13 protein-coding genes and 1 tRNA gene are annotated in these 15,833 nt (G+C 66.2%); 9 read left to right on the forward strand and 5 right to left on the reverse strand.

Features of this window, described 5'->3' with window-relative positions; all coding sequences use genetic code 11:
• Window positions 1-188 precede the first annotated feature (188 nt).
• The 3 genes from ACFUTU_RS03560 (at window position 189) to ACFUTU_RS03570 (ending at window position 3,354) form a co-directional block, all read left to right on the forward strand.
• Entirely contained in the window at window positions 189-1,592 is a 1,404-nt protein-coding gene (locus tag ACFUTU_RS03560; protein WP_377960693.1) for an MFS transporter, read from the forward strand.
• A gap of 89 nt (window positions 1,593-1,681) precedes the next feature.
• Window positions 1,682-2,164, forward strand: a complete 483-nt coding sequence (locus ACFUTU_RS03565) for a cation:proton antiporter regulatory subunit (RefSeq protein WP_377960695.1) — start codon at window positions 1,682-1,684, stop codon at window positions 2,162-2,164.
• 5 nt (window positions 2,165-2,169) lie between these two features.
• Window positions 2,170-3,354, forward strand: a complete 1,185-nt coding sequence (locus ACFUTU_RS03570; protein ID WP_377960698.1) for a cation:proton antiporter — start codon at window positions 2,170-2,172, stop codon at window positions 3,352-3,354.
• Between the two features lie 27 nt (window positions 3,355-3,381).
• Here the strand turns inward: ACFUTU_RS03570 and dcd are convergent, their stop codons facing one another.
• Together dcd and ACFUTU_RS03580 are read right to left on the reverse strand one after the other, a co-directional pair.
• Window positions 3,382-3,957 (reverse strand): dCTP deaminase, encoded by a 576-nt coding sequence (gene dcd / locus ACFUTU_RS03575; protein WP_102973424.1) that lies wholly within the window; start codon window positions 3,955-3,957, stop codon window positions 3,382-3,384.
• 100 nt (window positions 3,958-4,057) lie between these two features.
• On the reverse strand, window positions 4,058-4,504 hold the full coding sequence (locus tag ACFUTU_RS03580) for an SRPBCC family protein (protein ID WP_377960701.1): 447 nt from the start codon (window positions 4,502-4,504) through the stop codon (window positions 4,058-4,060).
• A 245-nt stretch (window positions 4,505-4,749) separates the two neighbouring features.
• On the opposite strand from ACFUTU_RS03580, the gene ACFUTU_RS03585 reads away from it, so the two are divergent.
• Window positions 4,750-4,823, forward strand: a tRNA-Gly gene (locus ACFUTU_RS03585).
• Window positions 4,824-4,846: 23 nt separating this feature from the next.
• Here ACFUTU_RS03585 and ACFUTU_RS03590 read toward each other — a convergent pair.
• On the reverse strand, window positions 4,847-6,175 hold the full coding sequence (locus tag ACFUTU_RS03590; RefSeq protein WP_377960703.1) for an MFS transporter: 1,329 nt from the start codon (window positions 6,173-6,175) through the stop codon (window positions 4,847-4,849).
• A gap of 131 nt (window positions 6,176-6,306) precedes the next feature.
• Here ACFUTU_RS03590 and ACFUTU_RS03595 point away from each other — a divergent pair, with 131 nt between their 5' ends.
• Window positions 6,307-7,161 (forward strand): LysR substrate-binding domain-containing protein, encoded by an 855-nt coding sequence (locus ACFUTU_RS03595; RefSeq protein ID WP_377960705.1) that lies wholly within the window; start codon window positions 6,307-6,309, stop codon window positions 7,159-7,161.
• A 154-nt stretch (window positions 7,162-7,315) separates the two neighbouring features.
• Window positions 7,316-7,570 carry a hypothetical protein gene (locus tag ACFUTU_RS03600; RefSeq protein ID WP_377960707.1) on the forward strand — a complete coding sequence of 85 codons (255 nt, stop codon included), beginning with the start codon at window positions 7,316-7,318 and terminating at the stop codon, window positions 7,568-7,570.
• An 84-nt stretch (window positions 7,571-7,654) separates the two neighbouring features.
• Here the strand turns inward: ACFUTU_RS03600 and ACFUTU_RS03605 are convergent, their stop codons facing one another.
• Together ACFUTU_RS03605 and ACFUTU_RS03610 are read right to left on the reverse strand one after the other, a co-directional pair.
• Window positions 7,655-11,191 carry a bifunctional proline dehydrogenase/L-glutamate gamma-semialdehyde dehydrogenase gene (locus ACFUTU_RS03605; protein WP_377960710.1) on the reverse strand — a complete coding sequence of 1,179 codons (3,537 nt, stop codon included), beginning with the start codon at window positions 11,189-11,191 and terminating at the stop codon, window positions 7,655-7,657.
• 398 nt (window positions 11,192-11,589) lie between these two features.
• Window positions 11,590-13,050 carry an amino acid permease gene (locus ACFUTU_RS03610; protein WP_377960713.1) on the reverse strand — a complete coding sequence of 487 codons (1,461 nt, stop codon included), beginning with the start codon at window positions 13,048-13,050 and terminating at the stop codon, window positions 11,590-11,592.
• Window positions 13,051-13,206: 156 nt separating this feature from the next.
• Between ACFUTU_RS03610 and ACFUTU_RS03615 the strand changes: the two genes are divergently transcribed.
• From ACFUTU_RS03615 to ACFUTU_RS03625, 3 genes are all read left to right on the forward strand, one after another.
• Window positions 13,207-14,226, forward strand: coding sequence for a LysR substrate-binding domain-containing protein (locus ACFUTU_RS03615; RefSeq protein WP_377960715.1), 1,020 nt, complete (start codon window positions 13,207-13,209; stop codon window positions 14,224-14,226).
• Window positions 14,227-14,283: 57 nt separating this feature from the next.
• Window positions 14,284-14,712: an aspartate 1-decarboxylase gene (gene panD, locus ACFUTU_RS03620; protein WP_377960717.1), complete on the forward strand. Its 429-nt coding sequence runs from the start codon at window positions 14,284-14,286 to the stop codon at window positions 14,710-14,712.
• 143 nt (window positions 14,713-14,855) lie between these two features.
• The gene (locus ACFUTU_RS03625) at window positions 14,856-15,782 is read left to right on the forward strand and encodes an AEC family transporter (RefSeq protein WP_377960719.1); all 927 of its coding nucleotides are present in this window, start codon (window positions 14,856-14,858) and stop codon (window positions 15,780-15,782) included.
• The last annotated feature ends 51 nt before the right edge of the window (window positions 15,783-15,833 follow it).

Here is a 15,833-nt window from a genome sequence, read left to right on the forward strand (position 1 = left end):
AATCTCCGCAAAGTCAGAATTCGATTATCAAAAGTTGGAGCAGGCGGGTCATGCGTTGGGTTCGGTTCCGACAGTTTATCAAGGGGCCACTGGCACTTTTCCCCGCCCGGCCCGCCCGCAGCGCAGTTTCCGCCAGCCTGCGGGAAAGTTTTCCCTCCCTGTTCGCCACGGGCGGATAGCATCGGCCTATGAACCCCGCAGCCGCACCCGAGGCCACGCAGCCCCCGTCGGAACTCGAAGCCGGATCCCAGTCCTCCAGCAAGGGACGCATCCTGGCCTGGGCCGCCTGGGACTGGGGCTCAGCGGCGTTCAACGCGGTCATGACGACGTTCGTCTTCACCGTCTACCTGACGTCGCAGGCGTTCGGCGGCGAAGACCGGGCCTCGGCGGTGCTCGGCGGCGCACTGGCCATTGCGGGGGTGGCCATCGCGCTGCTCGCCCCCGTCACCGGCCAGCGTTCGGATACCGGAGGCCGCCGCAAGCTCTGGCTGGGAGTGAACACCGCCGCCGTCGCGATCCTGACCGCACTGTGTTTCTTCGTGTTCCCGCGGCCGGAGTTCCTCCTGCTGGGAGTGTCCCTGATCGCCCTGGCCAACGTTTTCTTTGAGTTCGCCGGCGTGAACTACAACGCCATGCTGGCGCAGATCTCAACGCCGCGGAACATCGGCAAGGTCAGCGGCTTCGGCTGGGGCATGGGCTACCTCGGCGGCATCGTGGCCCTGCTCATTGTGCTGCAGCTCTTCGTGCAGCCGAGCTTCGAGTGGTTTGGGGCCTCGACACAGGACAGCCTCAACGTCCGGCTGGTGGCGGTGTTTTCAGCGCTGTGGTTCTTCATCTTCGCGCTGCCGGTGATGTTCGCGGTTCCGGAGCTTCCCCGGCCGAAGCGGGCCACGGGCCTCGGTTTCCTGGCATCGTACGGTCTCCTGGCACGCAGGATCAGGGCGATCTACCGGACCAGCCCGCACACCATCTTCTTCCTGCTGGCCAGCGCCATCTTCCGGGACGGGCTGGCAGCGGTCTTCACCTTCGGCGGAATCATTGCGGCCGGCACCTTCGGCTTCGCCCTGCCGCAGGTCATCTTCTTCGCCATCTTCGGCAATATCGTGGCGGCCGTGGGTGCCATTATTGGCGGCTTCCTGGATGACAGGGCCGGGCCCAAGGCCGTGATCATCGCTTCCCTCACCGGCCTGCTGGTCGCCGGAACCGTGATTTTGGTGCTGGGCAACGACAGCCACACGTTCTTCGGTGTGCCGTGGTCGGGGTCCACGACGTTCTGGGTTTTCGGCCTGTTCCTTTGCCTGTTTGTTGGGCCGGCGCAGTCCTCCTCGCGCGCGTACCTGGCCCGGCTGGCACCGCAGGGCGAATCCGGCGAGCTGTTCGGCCTGTATGCAACCACCGGCCGCGCCGTGAGCTTCCTCGCCCCGGCCCTGTTCACCCTGTGCATCACCCTTGCCACCCCCCTCGTGGCGGAAGGGCAAGCACAGCGGTGGGGCATTCTGGGCATCATGGTGGTGCTGCTCGCAGGGCTGCTGGTGCTCCTGCCGGTGAAGGCCCCCAGCGAAACGGAGATCGCCGTCGTCCCGGAGTCCTGATCCTCCCTCAGCGCGAACGGACACTTGTGGCCCCCACGCAGGGCCCCGGTTTCAACCGAAATCGCAGGTTCGCGGACTACGCTGATGTTATGCATATGGAAGAGACAGACCTCCCGGGACTCGGCCGGCGCAAGGACTTCATGACTGCATCCGGCCGGCGGATCGGGGTGGTGGAACTGCGCGAGGGCCAGACCGAGCTGTTCGTCTCCACCTGGGACGACCCGGACACCTGCCAGGCCTCGATTCCGTTGACCAGTGAGGAAGCGGCGTGCCTGGGCAACCTGCTGGGAAGCCAGCACCTTGCCATGACGCTGACCGAGGCCCACCGGGAGGTTCCCGGCATCGCCACCCGGCAGTTTTCCATTGCCGCGGACTCGCCGTTCCAGAACCAGCCCATGGGCAAAGCCCGCATCCGCACCCGGTGCGGCGTTTCAATCGTGGCGATCATGCGCGAAGGTGAGGTGGTCCCGTCGCCGGGGCCCGACGTCGTTCTTCACGCCGGTGACCTGCTGGTCGCCGTTGGCACCCAGGAAGGCCTGGACTCTGCGGCCGATATCCTGCGCAACGGCTGACCCTCATGGACCGCGTGGCCCTGTCGCTAATCGAGCTGGGGGCAGTAGTGTTTTGCCTCGGCCTGCTGGCGAGGCTCGCGGGGCGGATCGGCATGTCCCCCATTCCGCTGTACCTGGTGGGCGGACTGTGCTTCGGCGCCGGCGGTGTGGTGGAACTGAGCGGCATGAAGGAGTTCTCCCACCTCTCCGGCGAGATCGGCGTCATCCTGCTCCTGCTTATGCTCGGACTGGAATATACGGCCACGGAACTCGTGACCGGCCTGCGCAGATCCTGGAAAGCCGGCATCCTGGACTTCGTCCTGAACTTCGTTCCCGGTGCTGCCCTGGCTGCCCTCCTGGGCTGGGGAGTCGTGGGCGCCATGGTCATGGGCGGCGTCACGTATATATCGTCGTCGGGCATTGCGGCCAAGGTCATCACGGACCTTGGCCGTATCGGTAACCGGGAAACTCCCGTGGTCCTCTCCATCCTCGTCTTCGAGGACCTGGCCATGGCGATTTACCTGCCCATCCTCACCGCCACCCTGGCCGGGGTCAGCTTCCTCGGGGGCCTGCAGACCGTGGGCGTCTCCCTGGCCGTTGTCACCGTGGTGCTGCTGGTGGCGCTGCGGCACGGGCACCATGTCTCCAAGGCCGTGCACAGCGAGAACTCGGAGGTTTTCCTGCTGAACCTGCTCGGGGCCGCCCTGCTGGTCTCGGGCGTGGCGGCGGTGCTGCAGGTGTCCGCCGCGGTGGGTGCCTTCATGCTCGGCATCGCGATCTCCGGGGCCACCGCCCACAGCGCAACACGGATCCTTGAGCCGCTGCGGGACCTGTTTGCCGCCATCTTCTTTGTGGCATTCGGGCTCAACACGGACCCCACCTCCATCCCGCCGGTGCTGGCGTGGGCGCTGGTCCTTGCGGTCCTCACCGCGGCCACCAAGATCATCACCGGCGTCTGGGCCGCCAAGCGGGCAGGCATCGCCCGGCCGGGGCGCTTCCGCGCAGGCGCCGCGCTGATTGCCCGCGGCGAGTTTTCGATAGTCATCGCCGGACTGGCCGTCACGTCCGGGGTGGTCACGGACGAGCTCGCCGCCCTGGCCACGGCCTACGTCCTGATCATGGCGATCCTCGGCCCGCTGGCTGCCCGCTACGTCGAACCGCTCGTCAAGAAGTTCTCCAGGCCGGCGCGCCCCCAGGCCGTCCCGGCCTGAAACGGCGCCGGACGCGCCAAAAGCCGGCTAGATGTCCGTGCGGTGGAAGTTCAGGTGGCTGCGGCTGGCGGTAGGTCCGCGCTGGCCCTGGTACCGGTTGCCGTACTCGCCCGATCCGTAGGGGAACTCAGCCGCGGAGGACAGCCGGAAGAAGCAGAGCTGGCCGATCTTCATGCCGGGCCAAAGCTTGATGGGCAACGTGGCCATGTTGGACAGCTCCAGCGTGACGTGGCCGGAGAAGCCGGGATCGATGAAGCCTGCCGTGGAGTGCGTCAAGAGGCCGAGGCGGCCAAGCGAGGACTTGCCTTCGAGGCGGGCGGCGATGTCGTCCGGCAGCGTGACGGTTTCGTAGGTGGAGCCGAGCACGAACTCACCGGGGTGCAGGATGAAGGGTTCGCCCTCCTCCACCTCCACCAGCCGGGTCAGCTCTGGCTGCTCTTCGGCGGGGTCGATGTGGGCGTACTTGTGGTTGTCGAAGAGCCGGAAATAGCGGTCAATCCGGACATCCACCGAGGACGGCTGGACCATCGCGGCTTCGTACGGATCGAGGACGATCCGTTCGGAATCAATTTCGGCACGAATGTCGCGGTCAGAGATCAGCACACCCTCAAAAATACCATCGCTGGGTTTTTGTACAGATATTCGCCGCTGAAGGCCCTTTAACTCGCGGTATCTGTACAAAACTCCGGGCGGAAGCGGAGTCTCAGCCCGCCGTCGTGCGCTCTTCCATGACGCCCGGGAGACTCGACAGCTGTCCCACCACCGTCCGGAGCCGGCCGCGGCATGCCGGGCGGACGAAACTCCAGAAACCCTTCGACGGTGACTCGAGCGCAAAGCGGACCCGGGTCCCGGCGCCTTCGGTGCTGAGGTAGAAGCCGCCGCGCACGAGGGACGGGCCGGCCACTACCTGGAACTGGATCTCTGCGCCGGGCCGCGCAGCGGTGATCTCATAGTCGCGGGCCACCGGACGGCCGCGGGGCCCGTCCATGGTCACCTGGTACACGGCCCCCACGCTGCCGGCGCTGCCCGAACTGAGCCCCGCGCTCCGGACCCCGGCCTGCCAGCTGGGAAGGTTCCGGCCGTCCAGCAGGAATGAGTAAACCGTCATGGCGTCGCGCGCAACAAGGACCTCGTGTTCTGCACCTGCCATGGGGATCCTTTTTCCGACGTCGGGCCTGCCTTTGCTTAGCCCGTTCCCCGGTACCGCGACTAACGAGATTCAGGATAGCCACCTGCGCCCTCCCGTGACCGCGCTGCGCCCGCGCCTTTACCGAACAGTTACGGGAGGCCTTTCGGGCAAATTGGCGACGCACCCGGGCCCGAGATCCGGTTGGCGGGCGCGGCCCCGCAACTGCGCTAAGCTAGGTTTTGCGCCGGGCAGTTTCCGGTGCAAGTGCGGCTGTAGCTCAATGGTAGAGCGCTAGCTTCCCAAGCTCGATACGCGGGTTCGATTCCCGTCAGCCGCTCCAACTCCGCCTCCTTCGCCGCGCCGTCACACCGCCCGGCGCACCACCTGCACCGGGCCCCGGCGGTTCCTGAAATCCACCTTGAGCGTCAGCTCACCTTTGCGGGCAAGCACGACGGCGACAGCCGCCGCGGCGAGCGCCGGCACCCCTCCGGCGACCAGGATCCCGGCATGCGGATCCAGGTGTTCGGCAATGAACCCGATCATGGGTCCGCCGAGGGCCTGGCCGCCGATCAGCACCATGATGTACAGGCTCATCACGCGGCCCCGGATGCTCATATTGGAGCTGGTCTGCACCAGCTGGTTGGATGCGGTGAGGAACATCAGGCACCAGAATCCGGACAGCACCAGCGCGGCACCAAACAGCGGCAGGGTGGGAACGGCGGCGGCAAGACACAGCATCAGCCCGTACATGCCGGCCGCCAGGACCACCGAGCGCAGCCGGAGCTGCCGGCGCCGCGTGGAGGCAGCGGCCCCGGTCAGCGCACCGAGTGCCACGAGGGCATTCAGCATCCCGTAACCGCCTGCGCCGATGCCGTACACCCGGTCCGCGAAGGCAGCGAGCAGCACCGGCAGGCTCATGGCGAACACGGAAATGAAGCCCACCATGAGCCACGGCCAGTAAATCGTGGGCTTGCTCAGGGCGTAACGGAGCCCCTCCCGCAGCATGCCCTTGGACTTGGGCGCCGGTGCGCTGACGAACAGTTCACCGCGGCGCAGGAGCAGAAGCATGGCCACGGTGGAGCAGCAGGCTGCGGCGTTGGCGGCGAACGCCCAGCCCGCACCGACGGCGGTCAGCAGCACCCCGGCGATCGCCGGACCAATGAGCCCGCCCAGCTGGAACGTCGTCGAATTCACGCTGATGGCGTTGCGCAGATACCGGGGACCCACGAGTTCATGGACGAACACCTGCCGTGCGGGCTGGTCCAGCACCGTGACCAGACCGAGCACCAGCGCGATCGCGTAGACATGCCACACCTCGATCCTCCCGCTGAGCGCCAGCGCGGCGAGCGCAGCGGCGAGGACTGCCGCGGCGGACTGGCAAAGGATAAGGATCCGGCGCTTGGAGAACCGGTCGGCGACCATGCCGCCCCACGGTCCCAGCAGCAGCGACGGCAGGAACTGCAGTGCCACCGTGATGCCGACCGCGGTGACCGAGCCGGAGAGCTGGAGCACCAGCCAGTCCTGGGCGATGCGCTGCATCCAGATGGCGATGACGGCGATGAAGTGGCCGGCGGCGAAAAGCCTGAAGTTGGGGACACGGAGGGAGATAAAGGTGTGACGCCACGGAAGGCGCTCACTGACGACGGCGACGGGCTGGGTGACGGTGGCCAGTGGCGGCGGTGGGGGTGTCACAGAGATTCCTCAGGTGAGCGGGCCGGCGGGGATGGCTTCAACGCTATGGCGGCCGCGTCTGATTGTGGAAGGGTATTGCTCCTATAAGTATCATTGCTGATTGTAATGACAGCACCGGCTCAGGAGGACGCATGTTCGATCCGGCGCAGCTCCGCTCCTTCCTCGCCGTCGCGGAAACGCTCAGTTTCACCAAGGCGGCGGAACGGCTGGGCCTGGCGCAGCCGACGGTCAGCCAGCACGTCCGCAAGCTCGAGGTGGCCGCGAAACGGACGCTGATCAGCCGGGACACGAGGGATGTCAGGCTGACGGACAATGGCGACGCCATGGCCGGTTTCGCCCGGAGTATCCTCGCGGCGCACGATGCCGCGGCGCGTTATTTTTCGGGCTCCGCCATGCGCGGACGGCTGCGCTTCGGCACCGCGGACGACCTCGCCATTACCGGCCTGCCCCGCATCCTTCGTGAATTCCGCCAGATCTACCCGCAGATCAACCTGGAGCTCACCGTCGGCCAGAGCGACCAGCTGTATAAGCGGCTCAATTCAGGCCAGCTGGACCTCGTCTTCGTGAAGTGGGTTGCGGGCGCCAAGGACGGCACCGTGGTCCAGCACGACACCTTTTCCTGGGTGGGCCTGGAACAGACGGCGCTCGAACCTGGCCATCCTGTCCCGCTGATCGCGTACCCGGCCCCCAGCCTGAGCCGGAAGCTGGCGATTGACGCCCTGGAATCCGTGGGCCGGACGTGGCGCATCACGTGCACCACCAAGCAGATCAGTGGCGTGCTGGCAGCGGTCCGTGCCGGCATCGGCGTCGCCGTGATGCCGTCCTCACTGGTGCCCGAGGACCTGAAAATCATCACCCGGCGCTTCGAGCTGCCGCCCGTGGGGGACGTTGACTTCACGCTGATCAGGAACCCGCTGGCTAATGCCGAGGTCATCAACGCCCTGACCCAGGCCATCATGGGACGCACCCTGAAAAAGCCGGTTTAGGCCGCTGCGCCGTGCTGCGCCGGGAAAATGATTGATAACGGTTCGCAGCTGGCTTATGCTGTGACTGTTGCGGTCATGCAGCGGCTGTCAACACACAGGTTTCGAAAACGGACAGGCTTGGCAAGGACGCCCGCGTGTCCGGGATAGGTACGCCGTGACCACAGCCGCAAACCCCCGCTATACCCGCCACTCGATGACCGTGGATGCCGAGTACGTCGGCCAGCCCAACTGCGAAAAGTGCGGAACCGACGAGTTCATTTATCTTGAGTCCTTTGTGCCGGCCAAGCACCGCCAGGACGGCACCGTCCGGAAGCTGGGCGAAGTCGCCTACACCTGCACGCGCTGCGAGGACTTTTCCGCACACAGCGTTCCCGCGGCATGGGCTCCACCCGGCTGGTATTTGGGTTAAGTAGCAACAGGCAAACAGAACGGGCAGGCACCTGGTGGTGCCCGCCCGTTCTGTCTGCGTTGCTGCGACCGCAGGCCAGTGAATCTAGATCAGCGAATCGGAGAGGTGGTTCGGCGTGCCGAACCGGTGCGCGGTGATGCTGACGGCCTGCTCGTGCAGGAACGGCAGCATCTCAACGCGGCCGGCCTCCGTCACCTCGTGGGCGTAGATGGCCAGGTCCGGACGTCCCCCGGTGGCTTCGGCGAGGTCGGACACCGAGCCGCCGATCAGGCGGATGCGTCCGCCTGACAGCTTGCCGGCAGCGGCGAGCCTGCCCGCGGATGCCAGCCACGCGGCGTCGTCCTCGATGGTCACCGGGATGTCCAGTCCGGTGAGCACCGCCCGCAGCTGGGCGGGAAGTTCGACGCCGGAGGAGACGGTGAGCGGGGCACCGGCAAGTACGCCGGCGGCTACTGTGCGGACGAGCGAACGGAGGGGTTCGCCGTCGGACAGGCGGACGGTGACCGGCAGCGGACGGTAACGGAAGATGTTCCGCTCGGCGCTCAGGTTCGAAACGTCCTTGGCAGTGCCGAATTCCTCGGCCCAGGCGAGGGCGTCGGAACCGAGGGCCCGCTGCAGTGCCTCGTTGTCCGCAGCGGTGAGGTCGCCCTTCACGGCGTCCACGAGCCGCTGGACCCGGCGGTTGGCGATGCCTGCGGCAGCGCCGTGCGCGCTCTCGGCGCTGATCCAGTCACCGAGGCCGGCAAGGTAGTTGGGGCCGCCGGCCTTGGTGCCGGCGCCAACCGCCGACTTCTTCCAGCCGCCGAACGGCTGCCGCTGCACGATGGCACCGGTGATGCCGCGGTTGATGTAGAGGTTGCCTGCCTGGATAGTGTCCAGCCACAGGCCGAGTTCGTCCGTGTTGAGGGAGTGCAGGCCGGCGGTGAGGCCGTACTCGATCTGGTTCTGGATGGCGATGGCCTCTTCCAGGGTGTCCGCGGTCATGACGCCGAGGACCGGACCGAAGAACTCGGTGAGGTGGAAGTAGGATCCGCGCTTGACGCCGTAGCGCACGCCCGGGCTCCACAGCCGGCCGCTGTCATCGAGCTTGCGGGGCTCGACGGCCCAGTTCTCGCCCTCGCCGAGGGTGGTCAGCGCGTTGAGCAGCTTGCCGTTGGCCGGCTCGATGATCGGACCCATTTGGCTTGTGGGGTCCTGCGGGTAGCCCACCTTCAGGGAGGTGACGGCGTCGATCAGCTGGTTGCGGAACCGCTTCGAGGTGGCCACGGAGCCCACCAGGATCACCAGGGAGGCCGCGGAGCACTTCTGCCCGGCGTGGCCGAAGGCGGAGTAGGCAACGTCCTTCGCGGCGAGGTCCAGGTCTGCACTGGGGGTGACGATGATCGCGTTCTTGCCGCTGGTTTCCGCCAGGAGCGGCAGGTCCTTGCGGAAGGAGCGGAACAGTTCAGCCGTCTCGTAGCCGCCGGTGAGGATCACCCGGTCCACGGCGGGGTGGGAGATCAGCTGCTGGCCAAGCTCGCGCTCGCCCAGCTGCACCATGCTGAGTACGTCGCGCGGGACGCCGGCTTCCCACAGGGCCTCGATCATCACGGCACCGCTGCGGCGGGCCTGCTTGGCGGGCTTGATCACGACGGCGGAGCCGGCGGCGAGTGCCGCGAGCGTGGAACCGGCGGGGATGGCCACCGGGAAGTTCCACGGCGGGGTCACCACGGTGAGCTTCGCCGGAACGAAGGTGGCGCCGTCAACGTCGTCGAGCTTGCGGGCGGACTCGGCGTAGTAGTGCGCGAAGTCGACGGCCTCGCTGACCTCGGGATCGCCCTGGTCGATGGTCTTGCCGGTCTCGCTGGCCATGACCTCGAGGAGCTCCGCGCGGCGGGACTCCAGGACGTCGCCGGCCCGGTGCAGGATCTCGGCACGCTCGGCGCCGGACATCGCACCCCACGCCTTGCCCTTTTCGACCGCGGTCTTGATCACGGAGTTGAGGGTATCCGCGTCCTTGATGGTGGCGGCTTCAACGGAGGCGTTGCCCAGCGTCGACGTCGGAACGCGGTCCAGGATGGCCCGGCCCCAGTCGCGGTTTGCCGGCAGGGACGGATCCGTGTCCGGGGTGTTCTGGAAGCCGGTGCGGGGCATCAGCTCTGCCGGCTGGCTGCGGTTCTGCGTGCGGTTGGGCGCCGGCACCTCGTCGTCGAGCTCTTCCAGGGACGACAGGAACCGCTGCTTTTCGCGCTCGAAAAGCCCTTCGTTTTCGCTGAGCTCGAAGACGGCGGACATGAAGTTTTCCTGGCTGGCGCCTTCTTCGAGGCGGCGGATCAGGTACGCGATGGCGACGTCGAATTCGGCCGGGTGCACCACGGGCGTGTAGAGCAGCAGGGAGCCGACGTCCTTCTTCACGGCTTCAGCCTGGCCCTGTGCCATGCCGAGGAGCATCTCGAATTCGATACTCTGCTGTGCGGTATCCGCAATGCCGCGCTTCTTGGCCAGCAGCCAGGCGAAGGCGATGTCGAACAGGTTGTGGCCGGCGACGCCGATCCGGATGTTGCCGATCCGGTCCGGGTGCAGCGCGTAGTTGATGACGCGCTTGTAGTTGATGTCGGAGTCGAGCTTGGTGCCCCAGGTGGCCAGCGGCCAGTCGTGCAGCGAGGCTTCCACCTGCTCCATGGGAAGGTTGGCGCCCTTGACCACTCGGACCTTGATGGCGGCACCTCCGGCGGCGCGGCGGGCGGCAGCCCATTCCTGCAGCCGGATCATGGCGGCAAGAGCGTCCGGAAGGTAGGCCTGGAGCACGATGCCGGCTTCCAGGTTCTTGAACTCGGGCTTGTCCAGGATCCGGGTGAAGACCGCGATGGTCATGTCCAGGTCCTTGTACTCCTCCATGTCCAGGTTGATGAACTTGGGCGTGGGGAAGGAGGCGGCACGGGCGAACAGCGGGGTGAGTTTTTCGACGACGTGCTCCACGGCTTCGTCAAACGCCCAGGCCGAGTGCGGGGCCACGGTGGAGGACACCTTGATGGAGACATAGTCCACGTCGGGCCGGGCCAGCAGCGCGTGGGTACCCTCGAGCCGGCGGGAGGCCTCGCGCTCGCCCAGGACCGCCTCGCCGAGGAGGTTGACGTTGAGCTTGATGCCGTCCTTGCGGATCTTCGCGATGGCCGGGCCCAGCTTGGAGTCGGTGGCGTCAACGATCAGGTGGCCCACCATTTCGCGGAGGACCTTGCGGGCCACCGGGATGACGACCTGCGGCAGGACCGGGGCCATGGCACCGCCGACCTGGACCGCCTTGCGCATGTACCAGGGCAGGAACGCCGGGACCTTGGGCGCCAGCTTCGCAAGGTTGCGGGCGGCCACCTGCAGGTCCTCGGGACGGACCACGCCGTCCACAAAGCCCACGGTGAAGTCCAGGCCGTTCGGGTCCTTGAGGACGCCGGCAAGCTGCTCGGCGGAAGCGTCCACGGGCATCTTCGCGGCTTCGGTCAGCCAGCGGCGGACAAGGGTGATGGCGTCGGCGGCCAGGGCGGTCGCTTCGGCGACATCGGACCCTGCCGAGGGGGTAGCGACGGCGCCGGTGACAGCGGCGCCCTTGCCTGCCTGCACGCGGTGATCCGTTGCGGTGTTGGTCATGGCTTTCCTCGTTCTTTCAGTGCAATGTGATCGTCTTATCCATCAGTATGAGCCTCGCTTCTCTTAAGATAAAGCGACCTTTCCTTAGCAATACCCATTAGAAATACCGATCGTTCTGGAATCCCCGCCGGCAGTGATGGAACGGCAGCGCAAGGACGTGAGGACGCGTCGGGGAAAAACCCGCAGGACGTGAGGACGCGTCGGGGAAAAACCCGCAGGACGTGAGGACGCGTCGCTCTCTCCAAACGCGTCCTCACCTCCCGTCGTCCAAATCCCAACGCGTCCTCACCTCCCGTCGTCCAAATCCCAACGCGTCCTCACCTCCTGCCGCCAAGCAGCGAACCCTCCCGCACCTGGGGTGCGGGAGGGTTCGGGGATGTGGCGCCAGGGGGCGTGGACTACACGGGCGTGTGCATCTCCACTGCCTCGTTGTGCCGGGGGCTGTTCGGGTTCATCAGGGAGTGGCGTTTGCCGTAGCCGAAGTAGATCACCAGGCCGACTACGAGCCAGATCCCGAACCGCAGCCAGGTTTCCCAGTGCAGCTGGAACATCAGGAAGGCGGAGGCCAGGACGCCGAAGGCGGGAACCACCGGCATCAGCGGCAGGCGGAAGGTGCGCGGCGCCTCCGGCTTGGTGTAGCGGAAGATGATCACGGAAATGCACACCACCACGAACGCGGCCAGGATGCCGATGTTGGTAAGGTCGGCGACTGCCTTGATGGGGAACACGCCCGCCAGAAGCGCCGACGCGATGCCGCCGATCCACGTCACGCGCTGCGGGGTGCCATGCCGGTCGGTCTTCGAGAACCACCCCGGGAGGAGTCCGTCGCGGCTCATGGAGAACCACACGCGGGTGACACCGAGGAGGAACGTCAGCATCACGGTGAGGATGGACAGCACGGCAAAGACGGAAATGATGGTGGCGATGACGGGAAGGCCGACGCCGGTGAACGCCGAGGCGAAGCCGGCCGCGGGATCGATGTCCTTGTAGTTCTGCATGCCGGTGAGCACGAGGGTGGCGGCAACGTAGAGCAGCATGGCGATGATGAGGGACAGGACGATGGCCTTGGGCATGTGCTTCTTGCCGTCCGTTGCCTCTTCCGCTGCGGTACTCATGGCGTCGTATCCGAACACGGCAAAGAACACGGTGGCCGAGCCGGCCAGGACAGGACCGAAGCCGCTGGGCATGAACGGGTTGAAGTTCTGGGTGTTGATGTAGAAGACACCCAGTCCAATGATGAACAGAATCAGGACAACCTTGATGGCGACGGCGATCAGCTCAAACCGCCCGAACGTCTTGGTGCCGCGCGAAAGGATCCAGGTAACCAGGAGACAGACGAGGATGGCGGGGATGTTGATGATGCCGCCCTTGCCTTCGTCCGGAGTGGACGTCATCCAGACCGGCATGTGGATTCCGATGCCGGACAGGAACGCGTCGAAGTAGCCGGAGATGCCGATGGCCACCACCGCCACGATCGCGATGTACTCCAGCAGGAGGTCCCAGCCGATGAACCAGCCGATGATCTCACCCAGGGCCACATAGCCGTAGGTGTACGCCGAACCGGCACGCGGGATCATGCCGGCGAACTCCGCGTAGGACAGGGCGGCCGCTGCCGAGGCCAGGCCCGCGATCAGGAAGGAGATCAGCACGGCAGGTCCGACGCCGGGGGTGTCGCCGCTGCCGTGGGCCACCAGGCCCGCGAGGGAAAAGATGCCGACGCCGATGATGCCGCCGACGCCGATGGCGGTCAGCTGCCAGAGTCCGAGTGACTTGAATAGGCCGCTGTGCTTGTTCTCCACTTCGATGTCGTCAATCGGCTTGCGCCTCAGGATTGACTGCGATTGGTCTGTTGTACTCATCGGGACTCCTGCGTAGGTGCGGCCCCATCATTTCGCCCTGTGATGGGGGTAACTCAATCTGTACAGTATGCAAGCAGTGTTGCATTAGATAAAGTGCATACTTCTAACCAGTATTCGTTAGATCAACTATTCATTCATCCGACCCGGGAGCAGCTCATGCTTGATGTCCGCCGGTTGAGGCTGCTCCGCGAGCTGAAGATCCGGGGCACGCTCGCCGAGGTGGCAGCAGCCCTGCAGTACAGTCCATCCTCAGTTTCCCAACAGTTGGCCCTCCTTGAGAAGGAGGTGGGGGTGGAACTGCTCCGGAAAACCGGCCGCCGCGTGCAGCTGACCCCGCAGGCCGAGGTTCTGGTGGCCCATACCGCCCATCTCCTCGAGACCCTGGAACAGGCCGAGGCGGATCTGGCCGCATCACTGACCACTGTCTCCGGGACGGTGCGGATCGCCGTCTTCCAGTCCGCCGCGCTGGCTCTGATGCCGGACGCGCTGACCCGTCTGGCCGCGAGCTACCCCGACGTCCGGATCGAGATGACCCAGCGCGAGCCCGAGACGGCGCTGCATGAGACCTGGGCCCGGGACTTCGACCTGGTCATCGCCGAGCAGTACCCGGGCCACGCCGCGCCGCGCTACCCCGAACTGGACCGTGTGCGCCTCACGAGTGACGCCATCCGCCTCGCCGTCCCGCCAGCCGCCGAAGGCCGGCCGAAAGTGGGATCGCTTGCTGACACGGCGGAGTTGCCCTGGGTGATGGAACCGCGCGGCGCGGCGTCGCGCCACTGGGCCGAGCAGGCCTGCCGGAGTGCAGGCTTTGAGCCCGACGTCCGCTTTGAAACCGCCGACCTCCAGGCCCAGATCCGCCTGATCGAGTCCGGGAACGCCGTCGCCCTGATGCCGGATCTGGTGTGGACCGGCCGCGGCACCACAGCCCAGCTGCTGGACCTCCCCGGCAAGCCGCGGCGGACGGTGTTCACCTCCGTCCGGCGCTCCGGCGCCCAGCGGCCGGCCATCCTCGCCGCCCGCGAAATCCTTGCCTCCACCGCCGCCACCATTGCAGCCGCCCAGGAAATCGACACCGGAGCGGACGCTTCAGGTGCCCCGGCAGCGGCAGTGACAACAACCGCAGCCGCTGCAACGGCAGCAGCCGAAGGAGCGCCGGCCGGCGGAAAAGCGGTGTAGGGGGATGTTCCCTGGCTCACAGCCAAGCATTGACCCCGGCGTTAGACTGTTGACGTTATGAATCGCACAATGTTTAAGTCCAAAATCCACCGGGCCACCGTCACGCATGCGGACCTGCACTACGTGGGTTCCGTCACCGTTGACCTGGACCTGCTGGACGCCGCCGACATCCTGCCCGGCGAGCTCGTGGCCATTGTGGACGTCACCAACGGTGCCCGCCTTGAGACCTACACCATCGCCGGCGAGCGCGGTTCCGGTGTCATCGGCATCAACGGCCCTGCAGCCCACCTGGTGCACGAGAACGACACTGTCATTCTGATCACGTACGCCCAGATGACCACCGAGGAAGCCAAGGCCTACGAGCCGAAGGTTGTCCACGTGGACAAGGACAACCGCGTCATCCAACTGGGCAACGACCCCGCGGAGGGCCTGACTCCTGGCCTGCTGCGGCCGCCGTTCGCGCTCAACAACGCCGCACTGAGCTAGGAAACCGGCAAGCCCCGGGCATCAACCCGGGCCGGCGGACCAGCGAGATCCCCGGCACAAGGTGAACCGCGGCCGAATAAATATGATTAGGCTGGGATGGTGGATGCCGTCCCCTGCCCTAGCCTGCCCATGGTGGCAACAACGTGCTAGGCGTCCTCGCAGGCTTCTTCGTGGTCTGGTCCATCATTCTGGTGGGCATGTTCGTGGGCAGGCGCAAGATCCTCGGCGAGAATGCCCGGCAGGTCCTGAGCGGGCTGACCTTCTTCGTGGCCAGCCCCGCGCTGCTTTTCGAGACGCTCAGCAGGGCGAGCCTGCGCGACGTGTTCGCCGCGCCGCTGCTCGTGGCGGCCGTGGGTGCCGTCAGCACGGCCATCCTGTTTTTTGTCATCGTTCGGTTCCTGCTCAAACGCACGGTGCCGGAGTCGCTGATGTCGTCCATGAGCGCCTCGCTGGCCAACTCCGCCAATCTGGGCATCCCGATCGCAGTGTATGTCCTCGGTGACGCCAGCCATGTCGCTCCCCTGCTGATCTTCCAGCTGGCGTTCTTCACGCCGATGTTCCTCATGGCCCTCGACGCCACCACCAGCTCGCACCGGACCACGCCGCTGAGGTTCGTGATGCTGATCCTGAAGAACCCGATGATCGTCGGTTCGGCCCTCGGCCTGCTGGTCGCCGGTACCGGGTTCCGGGTCCCGCCGCTGCTTCTGGAGCCCATCCACCTGATCGGCGGCGCCGCAATTCCGGCCATGCTGATGGCCTTCGGCATGAGCCTGAACGGGTCAAAGCCGCTGCAGGCGGATGCCGGCCGCAGAACGGATGCGCTGCTGGCCAGCGGCTTCAAGCTTTTCGTGCACCCGGCCATTGCATATGTCTTTGCGCGTTTCGCCCTCGGGCTGGATGGCGCGGACCTGTTCGCCGTCGTCGTGACATCGGCCCTGCCCACTGCGCAGAACGTATTTGTCGCCGCCAGCCGCTACAAGGCCGGGCTCACGGTCGCGAAAGACACCGTTCTCATCACCACGATCGTCGCCGTTCCTGCGATGATCGGTGTGGCCCTGCTGCTGGCGTAACCGCCGCCTTATCCCCGGCCGCCCGTCCCCGACCGCTCTGCGGATGCCGCC

It is taken from the genome of Arthrobacter sp. NPDC057388 (assembly GCF_042668165.1).
GTDB lineage: Bacteria > Actinomycetota > Actinomycetes > Actinomycetales > Micrococcaceae > Arthrobacter.

What these genes read in the sequence shown, in the direction of transcription:
- ACFUTU_RS03565 (WP_377960695.1), top strand. Translation starts at nt 1,682, where the DNA reads ATGCATATGGAAGAGACAGACCTCCCGGGACTCGGCCGGCGCAAGGAC.
- panD (WP_377960717.1), top strand. Translation starts at nt 14,284, where the DNA reads ATGAATCGCACAATGTTTAAGTCCAAAATCCACCGGGCCACCGTCACG.
- ACFUTU_RS03615 (WP_377960715.1), top strand. Translation starts at nt 13,207, where the DNA reads ATGCTTGATGTCCGCCGGTTGAGGCTGCTCCGCGAGCTGAAGATCCGG.
- ACFUTU_RS03570 (WP_377960698.1), top strand. Translation starts at nt 2,170, where the DNA reads ATGGACCGCGTGGCCCTGTCGCTAATCGAGCTGGGGGCAGTAGTGTTT.
- ACFUTU_RS03595 (WP_377960705.1), top strand. Translation starts at nt 6,307, where the DNA reads ATGTTCGATCCGGCGCAGCTCCGCTCCTTCCTCGCCGTCGCGGAAACG.
- ACFUTU_RS03580 (WP_377960701.1), bottom strand. Translation starts at nt 4,504, where the DNA reads ATGGCAGGTGCAGAACACGAGGTCCTTGTTGCGCGCGACGCCATGACG.
- ACFUTU_RS03560 (WP_377960693.1), top strand. Translation starts at nt 189, where the DNA reads ATGAACCCCGCAGCCGCACCCGAGGCCACGCAGCCCCCGTCGGAACTC.
- ACFUTU_RS03610 (WP_377960713.1), bottom strand. Translation starts at nt 13,050, where the DNA reads ATGAGTACAACAGACCAATCGCAGTCAATCCTGAGGCGCAAGCCGATT.
- ACFUTU_RS03605 (WP_377960710.1), bottom strand. Translation starts at nt 11,191, where the DNA reads ATGACCAACACCGCAACGGATCACCGCGTGCAGGCAGGCAAGGGCGCC.